The following is a 20,637-nucleotide window of genomic DNA, read 5'->3' as shown; positions in this document are numbered from 1 at the left end:
CCACCACACCGTCCGGCCGCACACCCCACGACCGCAACAACTCCACCAACCCCACCTGCACCGCGAACAGCGCCGCCTGCGCATAACCGGTACGGGCGAGGGTCTGCTCCTCGCCCGTGAAGATCAGATCGCGCAGGGACGGGTGCCCGGCGCCGGTGGCCGCGAACTCGGTGTCGAAGCGTGCGCACACGTCGTCGAACGTGCGGGCGAACACCGGGTGGACCGCGTGCAGCTCATGCCCCATACCGACCCGCTGGCTGCCCTGACCGGTGAACATCCACGCCGTGCGGCCCTTGAGGACCTCTCCGATCACGACGGCGGGGTGTTCCTCGCCCCGGGCGAGAGCATGTGTTGCCGTGCGCAGGGTGTCGGCGTCGGCGGCGAGGACGACAGCCCGGTGCGGGAGGGCGGCGCGAGTGAGGGCCAGGGAGTAGCCGGTGTCGGTGGCCGAGGCCGGGTTCTCGTGCAGGTGCGTGGTGAGCCGGTTCGCCTGGGCGCTCAAGGTGTCCGGGTCGCGTGCCGTCAACACCCAGGGGATGACGGGCAGTTGACGGACCGGCCCGGCCTCCGGCGTCGTCTCCTGCGGGGCCTCTTCAAGGACGAGGTGGGCGTTGGTGCCGCTGAGACCGAAGGCGGACACGCCTGCGCGACGCGAGCGCTCACCTCGCGGCCAGGGCACGGGCCGCGTGAGGAGACGTACGTTGCCCGCGTCCCAGTCGACATGGGTGGACGGCCGGTCGGCGTTGAGCGTCTTGGGGAGGGTCTCCCGCTGGAGCGCGAGGATCATTTTGATGATGCCGGCGGCTCCGGCGGCGGCCTGGGTGTGTCCGAGGTTGGACTTCACCGAGCCGAGCCACAACGGCCGTTCACGGTCCTGGCCGTACGTCGCCAGCAGCGCCTGTGCCTCGATCGGATCGCCCAGCGCGGTGCCGGTGCCATGCGCCTCGACCACGTCCACGCCTGATGCCGGGACCCCGGCGTCCCGTAGCGCCTGCCGGATCACCCGCCGCTGGGAAGGCCCGTTCGGCGCGGTCAGCCCGTTCGACACCCCGTCCTGGTTGACCGCGCTCCCCCGGACCACCGCCAGCACCCGGCGCCCGTTGCGCCGCGCGTCCGACAGCCGTTCCAGTACGAGCAGTCCCACCCCCTCCCCCCACACGGTGCCGTCCGCGCCGTCCCCGAACGCCTTGCACCGGCCGTCCGCCGCGAGACCTTGCTGCCGTGAGAACTCCACGAACGCCGCGGGCGAGGACATCACCGTCACCCCACCCGCCAGCGCGAGCGAACACTCCCCCGACCGAAGAGCGCGTACGGCCAGGTGCACGCCCACCAGTGCCGACGAACACGCCGTGTCCACCGTCACCGCCGGACCCTCGAGCCCCAGCGTGTAGGCGACCCGACCGGACAGGACACTCGCCGCCGAACCCGTCGCCATAAAGCCCTCGACGCCCGCGAAGCCTCCCTGGGACGCCCACGCGTAGTCCTGGCCGTTCGTTCCGACGAACACCCCCGACACCGATCCCCGGAGCGAGGACGGATCCACACCCGCCCCCTCCAGCGCCTCCCACGCCGACTCCAGCAGCAACCGCTGTTGCGGATCCATCGCCAACGCCTCACGCGGCGATATACCGAACAACTCCGCGTCGAACAGGGCGGCGTCCTGGAGGAAGCCTCCGGTGTCGACGTAGGTGCGGCCGGGGCGGCCGGGGACCGGGTCGTAGAGCTCGTCGATGTCCCAGCCGCGGTCGGTCGGGAACGGGGACAGGCCGTCGCGGCCCTCAGCGAGCAGGTTCCACAGCTCCCGGGGGGTGGTGACGCCGCCGGGGAAGCGGCAGGCCATGCCGACGATCGCAATGGGCTCACGGGCGGCCTCGACGAGCTGCCGGTTGCGCTTCTTCAGCGTCGCCGTCTCTTCCAGGGACTTCCGCAGGGCCTGCACAACCTTCTCGTACGGTGCGCTCATCACGGTTCCTCTGTCAGTGTCGGTCGTCGGTCGTGGTGTCGTCGCCGAGCACCAACTGCACGAGGTCGTCCACGCCGAGGTCGGCGATCGCGGTGTCGGTGCCGGGCGAGTCGCCGTCGGCGGACGGCAGGCCCGCCGTGTGTTCCGTCTCCGTGTCGGCGAGGAGGGTGCGCAGGGCGGGCAGGAGGCCGGCGTCACGCAGGCGGACGAGGGGGACGGAGGCCAGGAGGCTGCGGAAGCGTTCCTCGTCCGCGGGGATGGGTTCCTCCGGATCGGCCCCGGATTCCACCGGGAACAGCTCGGTGTGGAGGTGGCGGGCGAGGGACGCGGGGGTGGGGTGGTCGAAGACGAGGGTGGTCGCCAGCCGTAGTCCGGTCCCGGCCATGAGCTGGTTGCGCAGGTCCACGGCGGTGAGGGAGTCGAAGCCGAAGTCCTTGAAGGCGCGGTCGGCGTCGAGGGCCGCCGGTGAGTCGTGGCCGAGGACGGTGGCGACGCGGGTGAGGACGAAGTCACCCAGGGCACGTTCGCGTTCGGTCGCAGAGAGCTTGGTCAGCTTGTCGATCAGGTCGGGCGCCGCGGTGCCGTTCGCCTGGGTGTCGGCTCCGGGCGCGCTGGTGGCCTCGGCGAGGTCGGCGAGCAGGGAGCTGGGCCGGGGGAGAGTGAAGGTGGTCATGAAGCGGTCCCACGCGACATCCACGACGGTGGTGCAGGCCGGGTCGTCGGCGAGCACCTGGTCGAGGGCGGCGAGGGCGCGGTCGGGCGGCAGCACCCGCAGGCCCGACCTGCGGATGCGTTCCTCCGCGGCCCGGTCCGCGGCCATGCCGCTGCCCGCCCACGGTCCCCAGGCCACCGAGGTGGCGGTGAGGCCCTGGGCGCGGCGGTGCTGGGCGAGGGCGTCGAGGTGGGCGTTGGCGGCGGCGTAGGCGGCCTGGCCGGCGCTGCCGAGAACGCCGGTGACGGAGGCGAACAGGACGAAGTGGTCGAGGTTCCGGTCGGCGGTCAGCTCGTGCAGCAGGTCGGCGGCGGTGGCCTTGGCGGCCAGGGCGGTCGCAAGCCGCTGGGGGGTGAGGTCGGCGAGAACGCCGTTGGCCGGGGTGCCGGCCGCGTGGACGACGGTGGTCAGGGGGGTGTCGTCGGGTATGCCCGCGATGAGGTCGCGCAGGGCGTCGCGGTCGGTGAGGTCGCAGGCGGTGAGCGTGACGCGGACGCCGAGGGCGGTGAGTTCGTCGTACAGCTCGGTGGCGCCCGGTGCCTGCGGGCCGCGCCGGGAGACGAGCAACAGGTGCTCGGCGCCGCGCTCGGCGTAGTGCCGGGCGACCTGGCGGCCGAGGGCACCGGTGCCGCCGGTGATCAGTACGGTGCCTCGAGCCCGACGCGGCTCGGCGGGCTGTTCACCACGGGCCTCGTCCCGGACGAAGCGGGCCGTGAAGACACCTCCGGCGCGGACGGCGAGCTGGTCCTCGTGCCAGGTGGTGGACCTGCTGTGGGCGAGGATCTGGAGGAGCCGCGTCAGATCCCGGTCGCCGGGCCGGGCCGGGAGGTCGACCAGCCCGCCCCAGATGTCGGGGTGCTCCAGTGCCAGACTGCGGCCGAGGCCCCACAGTTGCGCCTGTGCGGGGTGCTGAAGGGTGTCGCCGGCGCCGACGGACACGGCGGACCGGGTCACGCACCACAGCGGCGCGCCGGCGCCGTCGGACGCTGTCGCCCACGCCTGGGCGAGGAGAAGGCTGACGACGGTGGCGGCGGGGGTCGGTCCGTCGGAGGTGGCGGTGTGCGGCGAGTCGGGATGGTGCTGCGCTGAGGAGAGAAGTGACAGCACACCGTCCGGGGCGAGTTCGCGCAGCCGGGCCGCGAGGCTGGTGACGCTGTCGTCTGCCGCGACGGTGAGGGTGTCCACATGGGCCCCGGATTCCCGCAGGGCCTGCGCGCAGCGCTCCACGAAGCCGTCACGCTGTGCGGTGTCCGGTTCGGGGGCGACGACCAGCCAGTTGCCCGTGAGCCCGGTGGTGGCCGGCAGGCTGACCGGCTCCCAGGCGACCGTGTAGCGCCAGCGGCCCAGCTCCGACGCCTCGCGCTGCCGGGAGCGCCAGGCGGCCAGCGCGGGCACGACGGAGGCGAGGGGAGCGTCGGCGGTGACGCCGAGGCGGTCGGCGAGGGTGTTGGCGTCGGCGGCGTCCACGAGGTTCCAGAAGCCGGGCTCGGCTCCCGCGAGGCCGGTCGTGCCTGTGCTGGTGCCGCCGCGGGTTCCGGTGGCGCCGCCCGAGCCGCCCCCGTGTCGCTGCCGGTTCACGCGGTCGCGCAGCCAGTAGCGGCGGCGTTGGAAGGCGTAGGTGGGGAGTTCGAGACGTTCGCCCGGTGCGGTGGCGGTGGCTGGTTCGTGCGTCGGGTCGGTGGCGTTCGTGACGGCGGCCCAGTCGGTCTTCATACCGCGTACGAACAGTTCGGCGACCGCCGTGAGGAGGGTCTCGGTCTCCGGGTGCCCGCCGCGCAGCACGGCTGCGGCGGTGGTGCGGCCGTCGGCGGCGGCGCGGGCGAGTGCGGTCAGCACCGGGTCGGGGCCCAGTTCCAGCAGCCGGGTCGCGCCGTACTCGCCGGTCGTCCTCGTCAGCGCGTCGTGGAACCGCACCGGGCGGCGCACTTGGTCCACCCAGTACGCGGCGGACGCCCACTCGGTGGTGACCGGGCCGCCGGTTGCGGAGCTGATGGCGGCGATCGCCGGCCTGCGGTAGGTGACGGTCTCGGCCACCGCGGCGAAGTCGACGAGCATGGGCTCCATCAGCGGCGAGTGGAAAGCGTGGCTGACCCGCAGTCGGGTCACCCGCCTCCCCTGCTCCCGGGCGGCCGCCATGGCCTCCTCGACCAGGGCTCCGTCGCCGGAGACCACCATCGACGTGGGCCCGTTGACGACGGCCACGGCGATCTGGCCGGTGCCGGTGAGGCCCTTCAACAGCTCGGTGATCTCACCTTCCGTGCCTTCGAGGGCCGCCATCGCGCCGCCCTCGGGCAGCGTCTGCATCAGCCGCGCCCGCGCGGCCACCAGCCGTACGGCGTCGGGGAGTTCGAAGACGCCCGCGGTGTAGGCGGCGGCCAGTTCACCGATCGAGTGGCCGACGACGAGGTCGGGGCGGATTCCCCAGGAGCGGAGCAGTTCGGCTGTGGCCACTTGGAGGGCGAAGAGGGCGGTTTGGGCGTAGCCGGTGCCGTCGAGGGGGGCGGTGCCTTCGCGGGTGTGGGGTTCGGTGTCGGTGTCGGTGCGGTCGTGGGTGAGGGGTTCGGTGTCGGTGAGGAGTGTTCGGCGGAGGGTGCGGGTGAAGTCGGAGTCTGGGCCGAGTTCGGCTTCGAAGAGGTCACACACCGCGTCGAGGGTCTGCGCGAACACCGGGTAGGCGGCATACAGTTCACGGCCCATACCGGCTCGCTGACTGCCCTGGCCGGTGAACATCCACGCCGTACGGCCCTCGGTGAGGGTGCCGGTCACGACCGTGGCACGGATCGGCGTCGTCGTACCGTCGACCGCCAGCCTGTCAAGTCCGGCGCACAGGTCGTCGGTACGGGCGCCGAGTACGACGGCCCGGTGGTCCAGTACGGCACGGGTCGTCGCCAGGGCGTGGGCTACGGCAGCCGGCGACCGCTCGGGCCCGGCTGCCAGGAACTCTGCGAGCCGTGCCGCCTGCGCCCGGCAGGCGGCCGGCGTACGGCCCGAGACGATCCACGGGAGCAAGGGGGTAGTGGGCTCTGTCGCCGCGGTCCCGGCTTCTTCGGGGCCACTTGTCACGGGGACGGGTGGCTGAAGCGGAGTCGGGGCTGTTTCTTCCAGGATGAGGTGGGCGTTGGTGCCGCTGATACCGAAGGAGGAGACGCCGGCGCGGCGCGGGTGGCCGTTGGACTCCCAGTCCCGTTCTTCGGTCAGCAGCCGGACGGCCCCCGCCTCCCAGTCCACGTGCGAGGACGGCTCGTCCACATGCAACGTCCTGGGCAGGTGCCGGTGACGCAGCACCATGACCATTTTGATCACACTGGCGACACCGGCCGCCGCCTGCGCGTGCCCGATGTTGGACTTGACGGAGCCGAGCCAGAGGGGTGTGTCATCGGTGTGTGCCTGACCGTAGGTCGCCAGAAGAGCTTGCGCTTCGATCGGATCGCCGAGACGGGTACCGGTGCCATGAGCTTCCACGGCGTCCACTTCGGCGGCCAAGACCCCGGCGGCCTTCAACGCCTGACGGATCACACGCTGCTGGGAGGGACCGTTCGGAGCGGTCAGCCCGTTGGAAGCGCCGTCCTGGTTGACGGCGGAGCCCTGGACCACGGCAAGCACCGGGTGCCTGTTGCGACGCGCATCGGAAAGACGCTCCAGGACCAGCATGCCGCCACCCTCGGCCCACCCCGTGCCGTCCGCGCTGTCGGCGAAGGACTTGCAGCGGCCGTCCCCGGCCAGCCCGCCCTGCACCGCGAACTCCTGGAACACCGTCGGAGTGGCCATGACGGTGGCACCACCGGCCAGAGCCATGTCGCACTCACCGGAACGCAACGCCTGAGCAGCAAGGTGAAGGGCCACGAGGGCGGAGGAGCAAGCAGTGTCGACGGAGACAGCGGGACCCTCGAAACCGAAGACGTACGACAGACGACCGGACGCCACACTCGGCGTACTACCCGTCAGGAGATAGCCGTCGGTCTCGGGATCGACATCGTCGCTCTCCTGCCCGCTGGCATAGCCGTTGGCGGAGACACCCGCGTACACCCCGGTCGCCGAGCCCTTGAGCGAGAGTGGATCGATGCCTGCGCGCTCCAGCGCCTCCCACGCTGTCTCCAGAAGGAGGCGTTGCTGGGGGTCCATCGCCAGGGCCTCACGCGGTGAGATCCCGAAGAGTTCCGCGTCGAAGTCCGTCGCGCCGTCAATGAATCCTCCGACAGCGGAGAGGCCATCCAACGCGCGCGTGTTCCAGCCGCGGTCCAGCGGGAAGGGGACGATGCCGTCGCCGCCGGACGTCACCAGATCCCAGAGGGACTCGGGCGAGTCCACTCCGCCCGGGTAACGGCAGCCCATGCCGACGATCGCAATCGGCTCGTCGGCCGTCCCGGGCGAGGTCGTCCGCGACTCGTCCTCGGCGTGGTCGTTCGACGCGCCCACCAACTGTTCCCGCAGCGAAGACGCGAGCTCGGTCGGGTTGGGGTGGTCGAAGATGACCGTCACGGGGAGCATGATGCCGGTGGCGGAGACCAGCCGGTTGCGCAAGTCGACTGCGGTGAGTGAGTCGAAGCCCAGGTCCTTGAATGCGCGGTCCGGGTCTATCGACCCCGCCGACGTGTGGCCCAGTACAGCGGCCACATGAGTCTGGACGAGGTCCAGCAGTTCGCGGTCCTGCTCTTCGACGGACAGTTCGCGCAGCCGTCGGGCCAGCGCCCCGCCCTCGGCGGTTGCGGCTCCTGCAGCGCGGCGCCGGCCGCCGGAGGCGGGGACCAGGCCGCGCAGGATGGGCGGCAGGTGGTCTCGGACAGCCGCGAGGGCGGGGAGGTGGAGGGCGACGGGGACGGCGGTCGGCTCGTCGATCAGCAAAGCCGCGTCCAGGAGAGCCAGACCCCGGTCGGTGGACAGAGCAGGGAAACCCTGACGGGCCATCCGCTCCAACTCCGCCCGCGACAGAGTCCCACCCATCCCCTCCGCCGTCTCCCACATCCCCCACGCCAAAGACACCGCGGGCAGACCCTGGGACCGGCGCAACAGTGCCAGGGCGTCCAGGACACTGTTCGCGGCGGCATAAGCCGCCTGGCCGGCATTGCCGACGACCCCCGCGAACGACGAGAACAACACAAACGCACCGAGGTCCTGGCCGGCGGTCAGTTCATGCAGGTGCAGGGCCGACTCCGCCTTCGCCGCCAGCACCCGCGCCAGCCGCTCAGGAGCCAGATCCGCCACCAGCCCGTCATCCAGCACACCCGCCGCATGCACCACCGCGCCCAGCCGCACACCGTCCAGCACGGCAGCCAGCGCGTCCCGGTCCGACACATCACACGCCTCGATGCGAACCCGAGCACCCGCCTCCGTGAGAGCGAGCGCCAGATCAGCCGCACCAGGAGCCTGAAGCCCACGCCGCGACACCAGCAGCAGATCCCCCACACCATGACGGGTCACCAGGTGCCGGGCCACCTCCGCGCCCAGACCACCCGTACCACCCGTGACCAGCACCGTCCCCGACGCCTGCCACGGCGCCGCCACCGACAGCACCACCTTGCCCACATGCCGGGCCTGCCCCAACAACCGGAACGCATCCACCGCCCGCGCCACACCGAATGGGGTCACCCTCACCGGACACAACACACCCCGCTCGAACAGCCCCAGCAACACCGCCCACATCTCACCGATACGCTCCGGCCCCGCATCCATCAGATCGAACGCGGCATACGAAACCCCGTACTCGGCCTCCACCCGCCCGGCATCACGGACATCGGTCTTGCCCATCTCCACAAACCGGCCACCCGGACGCACCAACCGCAGCGACGCGTCCACGAACTCACCCGCCAGCGAGTCCAGCACCACATCCACACCCGGCTGGAAACGCTCCTCGAACCCGAGGGTGCGGGAAGAGGCGATCCGCTCCTCGGGGACACCCAGATCACGGACCACCGGCCACTTCGGCTCACTCGCGGTGGCATACACCTCAGCGCCCAGGTGCCGGGCCAACTGCACCGCCGCCATCCCCACGCCGCCCGCCGCCGAATGAATCAGCACCGACTCACCCGACCGCAGACCCGCCAGGTCGTGCAGCGCGTAATACGCGGTCAGGAACACAATCGGCACCGACGCCGCATCCTCGAACGACCACCCCCGCGGCACCCGCGCCAACAACCGGGCATCAGTGACCGCACTCGGCCCGAACGCCCCGTCCAAAAGACCCATCACCCGGTCACCGACCGCGAAAGCGGACACGTCCGGCGCGACCTCGGTCACCACACCCGCACCCTCATGCCCCAGCCGGCCCGCATCCCCCGGATACATGCCCAGCACACTCAGCACATCACGGAAGTTCACCCCAGCCGCACGCACCCCCACCCGCACCTGACCCGGACCCAACACCCGCGGCTCCTCCGGAACCACAGCAATACCATCCAGCCGCCCCCGCGCCACAACGTCCAACCGCCAGCCATCACCCACACCAGCCGGCGGCACCAACACCCCCTCACCAACCACCCGCACCAGACGCGGTATACGGACATGCCCCTCGCGGATCAGCACCTCGACCGTGCCGGGAAACACACCCTTCAGTGCCTCCCAGGAGGCCCAAGAACCGTCGGTGTCCGCGAGGGCGAAGCGGCCCGGGTGCTCGTTGGCGGCCGAGCGCACCAGGCCCCGTATGGCGGCATGAGAGGGATCGGTGGAGGGCCCCTCAGCGTCGATCGCGCCAGCCAGCGCGACCACCAGACAGGAGTCACTCAGGTTCGGGCTCTGCACGAACTCCCCGAAGATCTCAAGGACTTCACTCGCGGACTCATATATCTGACGGTCACCGACTGTCACCGGCAACAGCACAACACTCGGACTCCCGGCCGCCGCGCGCAAAGCGTCCAGGCCCGCGTAGCCGGCAACCCGGTCACCGGCCAGGCCCTCAGGAATCGGGCCAAGTACAGCCCAGTCGGCGGCCACACCCCGCGTCGCCTCGGTCAAGGGCTCCCAATCCACCCGGAACAGCGAGTCTGTCAACGACCCGTCCACGGTCCGAGCATCGCCCGCGGCAATGGGCCGCAGCACCAGCCCGTCAACCGTCGCCAAAGGCTCCCCACCCGCATCCGCGATCCGCAGAGCGACCGAATCCACACCCTCCCGCGTCACCCGCACCCGCACCGCCGACGCACCCACAGCCGACAACCCCACACCCGACCACACAAACGGCACCACAGCACCAACAGCCGAAGCATCCCCCCACTCCCAAAGCCCCAGCACATGCAACACCGAATCCAGCAACGCCGGATGCAGACCAAACCCCTCAGCGCCACCACTCACCCCATCCGGCAGCACAGCCTCAACAAACCACTCCTCCCCACACCGCCACACCCCACCCAGCCCACGAAACGCAGGACCATACGACAGCCCCGCACCACCCAACCGCTCATACAAACCATCCAGCTCGACAACCACCCGCTCCGCACCCGCCGGCGGCCACACCCGCAAATCCCAGCCCAACCCAGCCACCAAAGCCGACGACAGCACACCCGTCGCATGCAGCACCCACTCCCGCTCCAGCGCCACATCATGCGGCCGGGCATGAACACGCACAGCCCGCCCCTGCCCCGAAACATCCGGCGCCTCAACCACAACCTGAACATCGACACCACCCCCGTCAGGCACAACAAGAGGCGCCCGAAGCGTGAGTTCCTCCACCCGGTCACACCCCACCCGCTCACCCGCCGCAAGCACCAGCTCCAGCAGCCCCGTACCCGGCACGACCACCGAACCCGCCACCACATGATCCGCCAGCCACGGCTGATCCACGAGCGACAAACGAGAGGTCAACAACAACATGCCGGAATCAGCCACAGACACAGCAGCACCCAGCAACGGATGACGCCCCGAGCGCAGACCCAGCCCGGCAGCATCCACAACCCTCCGCGGCGCCTCCAGCCAATACCGCTGCCGCTGGAAGGCATACGTCGGCAACGGCACCTCGCGCGCACCCGTACCCTCGAACACAGCCACCCAGTCGACGGTGGCGCCCCGCACGAACATCTCGGCCACCGCCGCCAAAACCGTCCCCGCCTCATCACGACCACGACGCAACACACACGCCGCCGAAGCCGGACCAACAAGCCCCGACAGAACAGCCTCAGGACCAACCTCCAGGAACCGCGTCACACCGAGCACGGTCGTCGCAGCGTGAACGGCATCCTGGAAACGCACGGCCTGCCGAACCTGCCGCACCCAATACCCGGGAGACGACCAGTCACCATCCACGAGCGGCGCACCCGTCAGCGTACTGACAGCGGGCAGCACGGCACGGTGATAAACCACCTGCGCGGCGACCTCCCCGAACTCCTCCAGCATCGGCTCCATCAACGACGAGTGGAAAGCATGCGACACCCGCAACCGGGTGACCCGCCGGCCCTGCTCACGGGCCACCGCGAGCACCCGCTCCACAGCCGCCTCCTGCCCGGACACGACCACAGCCGCCGGCCCGTTCACCGCCGCGACCACCACCCCGTCGACCAGCCAGCCGGCCACCTCCGCCTCACCGGCCTCCACCGCGGCCATCGCCCCACCCACCGGCAACACCCGCATCAACCGCGCCCGAGCCGCCACCAACCGCACCACATCAGGAAGTTCGAACACCCCAGCCGCATACGCCGCCGCGAACTCACCCACCGAATGCCCCAACACCACCCCCGGCTCCATGCCCCACGACCGCAACAGGCGGACCACGGCGATCTGCAAGGCGAAGAGGGCGCACTGCGCATAACCGGTGTCGTCCAGGGCCTGCGGGTCCAGGCCGTGCATGACCTCTCTGAGAGAACGCGCGAAACCCAGCTCGGCATCCAGCAGCCCACACACCTCATCCAACGCCGCCGCGAACACCGGGAAAACGGCATACAACTCCCGCCCCATCCCCGCCCACTGACTCCCCTGCCCCGTGAACATCCACCCCGTACGCCCCTCGGTGACCACGCCTGTGACGGTGGTTCCCGCGCCGGATGCACCGACGGCAGGCGTGCTCGTGGCGGACATGCCCGTGAGACCGTCGAGTGCGGTGCGCAGCATGTCACGGTCGGAGCCGAGGACCACGGCACGGTGTTCGAGGACCGCACGGGCGGTGGCAAGGGTGTGGCCTATGTCGAACACGGAGGCATCGGGTTCGGAGGCGGACGCCGAGTCGGCGAGGTGGGTGGCCAGGCGTTCCGCCTGAGCCTGCAGAGCGCTGACGGACCGGGCACTGAGCACCCACGGGACATACGGCAGCCGTACACGTTCCCCGACTTGACCGGCCTCGGAGCCCGGGGCAGTCGACAAGGTGGGCGAGGTGGGCGCCTCTTCGAGGACAAGGTGGGCGTTGGTACCGCTGATCCCGAAGGAGGACACACCAGCCCGGCGCGGACGGCCCGTCTCCGGCCATGGACGGGCCTCCGTGACGAGGCGGACCGCCCCAGCCGACCAGTCGACGTGCGACGTGGGCCGGTCCACGTGGAGGGTTGCGGGCAACCGGGCGGCGCGTAGGGCCATCACCATCTTGATGACGCCCGCGACACCGGCCGCCGCCTGCGTATGACCGATGTTCGACTTCACCGACCCCAGCCAGACGGGGTTGCCCTCGTCGCGGCCCTTGCCGTAGGTAGCCAGCAGGGCCTGGGCCTCGATGGGGTCGCCGAGGCGGGTGCCGGTGCCGTGCGCCTCGACGGCGTCGATGTCGGCCGTGGTGAGCTGGGCGGCCTCCAGGGCGCGCCGGATGACTCGCTGCTGGGAGGGCCCGTTGGGCGCGCTGAGGCCGTTGGAGGCACCGTCCTGGTTGACGGCGGAGCCGCGGATGACGGCCAGTACGGGGTGGCCGAGCCGTTGGGCGTCGGAGAGCCGTTCGAGGACGAGGACGCCGGCGCCCTCCGCCCAGCCCGTGCCGTCGGCGCCGTCGGCGAATGCCTTGCAGCGCCCGTCCCCCGCGAGTCCGCCCTGACGGGAGAACTCCACGAAGGTGGTGGGCGCCGCCATCACGGTCACCCCGCCCGCCAGTGCCGTAACGCATTCGCGGGCACGCAGCGATTGGCAGGCGAGGTGGAGAGAGACCAGGGACGAGGAGCAGGCGGTGTCGATGGTGACGGCCGGGCCTTCGAAGCCGAAGACGTAGGCGATACGACCGGAGAAGACGCTGCCCGCGTTGCCGTTGGCGAGGAAACCGGCAACGTCCTTGGGCACCTCCTGGAGACGTGCGGCGTAGTCGTGGTACATGAGTCCGGCGAAGACGCCGGTGGCGGAGCCGCGCAGTGAGTGCGGATCGATGCCCGCGCGTTCCAGGGCCTCCCATGACGTTTCCAGAAGCAGCCGCTGCTGCGGGTCCATCGCGAGCGCCTCGCGGGGGCTGATGCCGAACGCCTCCGCGTCGAACTCCGCGGCATCGTGCAGGAAACCGCCCTCGCGCGTGGCCGAGGTTCCGGCCTGGCGGTCGGGGTCGGTTGCGAACAGCGCGTCGAGGTCCCAGCCACGGTCGGTCGGGAACGGGGTGATGCCGTCTCCGCCGCCGCTGACCAGTCGCCACAGGTCCGCGGGCGAGGCGACCCCGCCGGGGAAGCGGCAGCCCATGCCGACGATTGCGATCGGCTCATGGTCCTTGGCCTCAGCCTCGCGCAGACGAAGGTGGGCGTCCTGGGCGTCGGCGATCGCACGCTTGAGGTATTCGCGGAGCTTTTCTTCGTTCGCCATCTCTTCGTCCTTCGAAAGTGCGCAGGGAGCCGCGGTGGCGTGGTGCACTGAAGCTGCTGGGGTGAGCCGTTTGATCAGAGGTGAGCCGTCGATACGGGCTCGACACGGATATGGACTGGCTCCGCGTCGGTCAGTTGGCTGCCCAGGGTTTGTCGTCGAGGAGGGCGAACAGTTCGTCGTCCGAGGCGTTGTCGATCTCCGCGCGGTCGTCCCGGTCCGGTGTCCGGGTGTCGTCGGCGGCACCGGCGGACCACGTGGTGACCAGTTGCTGGAGCCGGTGGGCGATCTCCGTCCGGGTGGTCTCGTCGGCTGCGGGCGCGGTGCCGGCGAGGACCGTCCGGAGCTTGTCCAGCTCGCCGAGGAGATGGTCGGCGTTGTCGTCTGCGTCGGGAGCCAGTGCGGCGCTGAGGTGATCGCGCAGGGCCAGGACCGTGGGGTGGTCGAAGATGAGGGTGGCGGGCAGGTTGAGGCCGGTCACGGAGTTGAGCCGGTTCCGCAGATCCACGGCGGTCAGTGAGTCGAAGCCGAGTTCCTTGAACGCCTTCGCCGGATCCACCGACCCCGCCGCACCACGCCCCAGCACCCCAGCCACCTGCGACTGGACCACCTCCAGCACCGCTCGGTCCCGCTCCGCCGCCCCCAGGCCACGGAGCCGCTTGGCCAGACCGTCACCGCCGTCGGCCACCACACCACCGGCGACCCGGCGCCGCTCGTCGGCCGGCGCCAGATCTCGCAGCATCGACGGCAGCCGACCCCGGCGCCCCGCCCAACCGGCGGTACGCAGCGCCACGGGTACCGCGACCGGCTCGTTCACCAGCAGCGCCGCGTCCATCAACGCCAGCGCCTCACCCACACCAAGCGGCGGGAACCCTTCCCGGCGCAGCCGGGCCACGTCCTTGTCGGACATCCGGCCGCCCATCCCCGTCTCCCACATCCCCCACGCGAGGGACACCGCAGGCAGACCCTGAGACCGGCGCAACTGTGCCAGGGCGTCCAGGACGTTGTTCGCGGCGGCATAGGCGGCCTGGCCGGCGTTGCCGACGATTCCCGCGAACGACGAGAACAACACAAACGCACCGAGGTCCTGGCCGGCGGTCAGTTCATGCAGGTGCAGGGCCGACTCCGCCTTCGCCGCCAGCACCCGCGCCAGCCGCTCAGGAGCCAGATCCGCCACCAGCCCGTCATCCAGCACACCCGCCGCATGCACCACCGCGCCCAGCCGCACACCATCCAGCACGGCAGCCAGCGCATCCCGGTCCGACACATCACACGCCTCGATACGAACCCGCGCACCCGCCTCCGTGAGAGCGAGCGCCAGATCAGCCGCACCAGGAGCCTGAAGCCCACGCCGCGACACCAGCAGCAGATCCCCCACACCATGACGCGCCACAAGGTGCCGGGCCACCTCCGCACCCAGACCACCCGTACCCCCCGTGACCAGCACCGTCCCCGACGCCTGCCACGGCGCCGCCACCGACAGCACCACCTTGCCCACATGCCGGGCCTGCCCCAGCAACCGGAACGCATCCACCGCCCGCGCCACACCGAACCCGGTCACCCTCACCGGACACAACACACCCCGCTCGAACAGCCCCAGCAACACCGCCCACATCTCACCGATACGCTCCGGCCCCGCATCCATCAGATCGAACGCGGCATACGAAACCCCGTACTCGGCCTCCACCCGCCCGGCATCACGGACATCGGTCTTGCCCATCTCCACAAACCGGCCACCCGGCCGCACCAGCCGCAGCGACGCATCCACGAACTCACCCGCCAGCGAATCCAGCACCACATCCACACCCGGCTGGAAACGCTCCTCGAACTCCGTCGTCCGCGACGAAGCAATCCGCTCCTCGGGGACACCGAGATCACGGACCACCGGCCACTTCGGCTCACTCGCCGTCGCGAACACCTCAGCACCCAGATGACGGGCCAACTGCACCGCCGCCATCCCGACGCCACCCGCCGCCGAATGAATCAGCACCGACTCACCCGACCGCAGACCCGCCAGGTCCTGCAGCGCGTAATACGCGGTCAGGAACACCACCGGGACACCCGCAGCCTCCTCGAAGGTCCAGCCGCCCGGCACCCGGGCCAGCAGACGGGCGTCGGCGACCGTGCTCGGTCCGAAGGCTCCGTCCAGCAAACCCATCACCCGGTCACCGACCGTGAAGGCGGTCACGTCCGGCGCGACCTCGGTCACCACACCCGCACCTTCGAGCCCCATTCGGCCCGCGTCGCCGGGATACGTACCAAGAACGTTCAGCACGTCACGGAAGTTCACCCCGGCGGCACGCACGGCAACCCGGACCTGCCCCGGCGCCAGCGCGCCCGGCTCCTCGGTGAGGATCGCCATGCCGTCCAGGCGCCCCGAGCGCCCCACGTCCACCCTCCAGGAGCGGCCGGGAGCAGGGGGCGGCGGTACGAGGACGCCGTCGGCGTTCATTCGTACGACGCGCGGAACCCATGCCTCGCCTTCGCGGAGGGCAAGTTGCGGCTCGTCGAACGGGATGGGCCGGGCGGCGAGAGTGCGACAGGAGGCGGCGGTGCGGTCGGTGTCGGCGAGGGCGAAGCGGCCGGGGTGCTCGTTCATCGCCGCCCGAACGAGGCCCCAGACGCCGGCGCCCGCCGGGTCGGGGGTCCGGGTGCGGTCGGTGACGTGCGGGGCCACGGCCCCGGTGGTCAGTACCACCAGGGGCGTGTCCGTCCACTGTTTCAGCGCGAGCCAGGTCCGCATGGCATCCAGGACACCAGTAACCCGGCTGAGGACTTCACCAGAGTTCCCACGGACGGTGGGGACGGTGAAGGCGACGGCCGTGGGTGCGGGTTCGCCCGCCTCGGCCGCGGCGGTGAGGGCGGCCAGGTCACGGTAGGGTGTGAAGGTCACTCCGGCCTCGATCCACGGGGCGGTGTCCTTGTCGCCGACGACGGCCCAGTGACCGGTGTCGCTGTTCTCCAGCGGTGTCGCCGCGCCAGGGGCGGGCACCCAGTCGAGCCGGAACAGGTTGTCGTGGCCGGTGGCCGGGGTCAGATCCGCCGCGGAGACCGGGCGCAGCAGCAGCGAGCCGATCGAGGCGACGGTCCCGCCGGTCGCGTCGGCGACGCGCAGGGCGTACGTATCCGATCCGGAGCCACGGGACGTGAGCCGCACGCGTATCCGGTCGGCTCCGACGGCCCGGAGGCTGATCTGGGACCACAGGAACGGCAGGAGCGCCTCCTGGCCCGCGTCCGGGCGTAGGGCGAGGGCGTGCAGGGCGGTGTCGAGGAGCGCGGGGTGCAGGCCGTAATCCGTGGCCTGGCCGGCGATCGGCTCGGGGAGGGTGGCCTCGGCGAAGACGTCGTCGCCGCGGATCCAGACGCGGTCGAGGCCGCGGAAGGCGGGGCCGTAGGAGAGGCCGCCGCGGTCGAGGCGATCGTAGAGAGCGTCCAGGTCATCGGCGGGTACTTCGTGGGCGCCGGTGGGGGGCCAGGTGCGCAGGGCGGTCTCGTCGTCGTCCGGGTCGTCGGTGCCGGATTCCAGCAGGCCGGTGGCGTGCAGGGTCCAGGGTTGGTCGGCAGCGGCGTCGTCGGGGCGCGCGTGTACCTGGAGGACGCGGCTGTCGCCGTCCTCGGCCGTCTCGACGGTGAGCTGGACGCTGACTCCGCCGTCACGGGGCAGGACGAGCGGGGCCTGGAGGGTGAGGTCGGCCAGCGGCGCCCGGTCGGCGCGGTCCGCGGCCTGGAGCGCCATCTCGACGAACACGGCGCCGGGCACGACAACGCTGCCCGCCACGACATGATCGGCCAGCCAGGGGTGGGTACGCACCGACAGGTGCGAGGTCAGCAGCAGCGTGTCCGTCCCGGCGACGGGCACGGCGGCGCCGAGCAGCGGGTGCCCGGCGGCGGCGAGGCCGAGGCCACGGGCGTCGGCGGCCGGGCGCACCGGGTCCAGCCAGTAGCGGCGCCGCTGGAAGGCGTACGTGGGAAGCTTGACGCGCCGCGCACCAGTGCCGGTGAACAGCGCCGACCAATCGGTGCGGGCACCTCGTACGTACATGGCGGCGACGGCGGTCAGCAGGGTCTCGGGCTCGGGACGGCCCGTGCGGAGGACGGCCTGGGAGAAGGGGGTGGCCTGGTCGCCGGCCGGGGCGTTGCTCTGGTCGACGAGGGCGGTCAGTATCGGGTCGGGGCCGATCTCCAGCAGACGGGCGGCGCCGAGCGGGCCGGTGGCGGCGCGCAGGGCGTCATGGAAGCGGACGGGGCGGCGCACTTGCCGTACCCAGTAGTCGGGGGTTGTCCAGTCGCTGTCCCCCAGGGGCTCGCCGGTGAGCGACGAGGCCGCGGCGATCGTCGGCCTGCGGTAATCGATGCGGGCGGCGATCCCTGCGAACTCCTCCAGCATCGGTTCCATCAGCGGGGAGTGGAAGGCGTGCGAGACCCGCAACCGGGTGGCCCGCCGCCCCAGCGCGTGTGTCACCGCGACGAGCCGCTCAACACCCTCCGCGTTCCCTGACACGACCACGGCCCGCGGACCGTTGACGGCCGCGACCACTACGTCATCAACGTGCTCGTCTGCCAGCAGCTCCACGACCTCGGTCTCGGTGCATTCGAGGGCGGCCATCGCCCCGCCCTCGGGGAGCGCCTGCATCAACCGGGCGCGGGCCGCCACCAGCCGTACGGCGTCCGGCAGTTCGAAGACACCTGCCGCGTAGGCGGCGGCGTACTCGCCGATGGAATGACCGAGCACCACCTCCGGCTCCGCACCCCACGAACGCAGCAGCCTGACTACGGAGGTCTGCAGCGCGAACAGTGCCGCCTGGGCGTATCCCGTGCCGATCAGCAGGTCGGCCCCTTGACTGTCCTCGGGTGCGAACAGCGCCTCGCGCATGGCGGTGCTGAAGCCGGGGTCCGCTGCCAGTTCGGCGTCGAACAGCGCGCACACCTCGTCCAGGGCGTCGGCGAACACGGGGAAGGAGTCGTACAACTCCCGTCCCATGCCGTGTCGTTGGCTGCCCTGGCCGGTGAACATCCACGCCGTACGGCCGTCCCGCACCTGTCCGATGACAGTCGGCTCGGCGAGTCCGGTGCGCAGGTCGTCAAGGTCGCGGCCCAGGACGACGGCCCGGTGCTCCAGCGCGGCCCGGGACGAGGCGAGTGACAGGCCGGCGTCGAGCGGTTCCACGTCTGGTGTGTGATGGGCCAGTTGGCCGGCGTAGGCCCGGAGGGCGGTGGGGGTGTGGGCGGACAGGACCCAGGGGACCAGGGGCATGGCCGAAGGGGTGGTCGTGGACCGGCCGTGGTCGGCGGTGGGGGCTTCTTCCAGGATGAGGTGGGCGTTGGTGCCGCTGATACCGAAGGAGGAGACGCCGGCGCGGCGCGGGTGGCCGTTGGATTCCCAGTCCCGTTCTTCGGTCAGCAGCCGGACGGCTCCCGCCTCCCAGTCCACGTGCGAGGACGGCTCGTCCACATGCAGCGTCCTGGGCAGGTGCCGGTGACGCAGCGCCATGACCATTTTGATGACACTGGCGACACCGGCCGCCGCCTGCGCGTGCCCGATGTTGGACTTGATCGAACCGAGCCAGAGGGGTGTGTCATCGGTGTGTGCCTGACCGTAGGTCGCCAGAAGAGCTTGCGCTTCGATCGGATCGCCGAGACGGGTACCGGTGCCATGAGCTTCCACGGCGTCCACTTCGGCGGCCAAGACCCCGGCGGCCTTCAACGCCTGACGGATCACACGCTGCTGGGAGGGCCCGTTCGGAGCGGTCAGCCCGTTGGAAGCGCCGTCCTGGTTGACGGCGGAGCCCTGGACCACGGCAAGCACCGGGTGCCCGTTGCGACGCGCATCGGAAAGACGCTCCAGGACCAGCATGCCGCCGCCCTCGGCCCACCCCGTGCCGTCCGCGCTGTCGGCGAAGGATTTGCAGCGGCCGTCCCCGGCCAGCCCGCCCTGCACCGCGAACTCCTGGAACACCGTCGGAGTGGCCATGACGGTGGCACCACCGGCCAGAGCCATGTCGCACTCACCGGAACGCAACGCCTGAGCAGCAAGGTGAAGGGCCACGAGGGCGGAGGAGCAAGCAGTGTCGACGGAGACAGCGGGACCCTCGAAACCGAAGACGTACGACAGACGACCGGACGCCACACTCGGCGTACTACCCGTCAGCAGGTAGCCCTCGGTCTCGCCCTGCGGATCGTCGGCTGTGCCGCTTCCGTAGCCGTTGGCGGAGACTCCGGCGTAGACGCCGGTGGTGGTGCCGCGCAGGGAGGTCGGGTCGATACCCGCGTCCTCCAGCGCCTCCCACGCTGTCTCCAGAAGGAGGCGTTGCTGGGGGTCCATCGCCAGGGCCTCACGCGGCGAGATCCCGAACAGCTCCGAGTCGAACAGTGCCGCGTCTTCGATGAAGCCACCGACGGTGGCGCCCGTGGTATCCACCAGCGCGTTCGAGTCCCACCCACGGTCGACCGGCAGGGGTACGAGGGCGTCGCGCCCCTGAGCGACCAGATCCCACAACGCATCCGGCGAAACGGCCCCGCCCGGGAAACGGCATCCCATCCCGACGACGACCACCGGGTCGCTGTCGGAGGCGGCCTTCGGTGCGGTGGGAGCCTGCGAGGCGACTTCTCCGAGGGCGCATTCCGCAAGGTGCTCGGCGAGTGAGTTCGGGTTGGGGTGGTCGAAGACGAGGGTGGCCGGGAGCGCGATACCGGTGGCCGCGCGGAGGCGGTTGCGCAGGTCGACCGCGGTGAGCGAGTCGAAGCCCAAGTCCTTGAAACTCCGGGTTCCATCGAACGCACCGGCCGAAGCGTGCCCCAGCACTCCGGCAACCTGCTGCCGGACCAACTCCAGCAACGCCCGCTGCCGCTCGGCAGGCGCCAGACCCTGCAACCGCCGCGCCAGCTCATCTCCCCCAGCAGCAGCGGCACCCGCGGCACGACGCCGGCCCACAGGAACCAGATGGTGCAGCACGGCAGGCAACGCATCACGACCCGCCTGGACAAGAGCGGGCAGGTGCAGGGCGACCGGGACGGCGGTCGGCTCGTCGATCAGCAAAGCCGCGTCCAGGAGAGCCAGACCCCGGTCGGTGGACAGAGCAGGGAAACCCTGACGGGCCATCCGCTCCAACTCCGCCCGCGACAGAGTCCCACCCATCCCCTCCGCCGTCTCCCACATCCCCCACGCCAAAGACACCGCGGGCAGACCCTGAGACCGGCGCAACAGTGCCAGGGCGTCCAGGACACTGTTCGCGGCGGCATAAGCCGCCTGGCCGGCATTGCCGACGACCCCCGCGAACGACGAGAA

3 protein-coding genes are annotated in these 20,637 nt (G+C 71.0%); all 3 read right to left on the bottom strand.

Translation table 11 applies throughout. The features are described 5' to 3' along the window. Window positions 1-1,963 (bottom strand): type I polyketide synthase (locus ACWD5Q_RS33280; protein ID WP_451430813.1); only part of this gene is annotated, 1,963 nt, incomplete at its 3' end. 13 nt (window positions 1,964-1,976) lie between these two features. Further along, on the bottom strand, window positions 1,977-13,355 hold the full coding sequence (locus tag ACWD5Q_RS33275) for a type I polyketide synthase (protein WP_451430812.1): 11,379 nt from the start codon (window positions 13,353-13,355) through the stop codon (window positions 1,977-1,979). Window positions 13,356-13,485: 130 nt separating this feature from the next. After that, the coding region (locus ACWD5Q_RS33270; protein ID WP_451430811.1) for an SDR family NAD(P)-dependent oxidoreductase at window positions 13,486-20,637 on the bottom strand (7,152 nt) is incomplete at its 5' end.

The sequence above is a fragment of the Streptomyces sp. NPDC002513 genome (assembly GCF_053595355.1).
The sequence above is the reverse complement of the archived record's forward strand: the minus strand, read 5'-3'. Positions and strand labels throughout refer to the sequence as shown.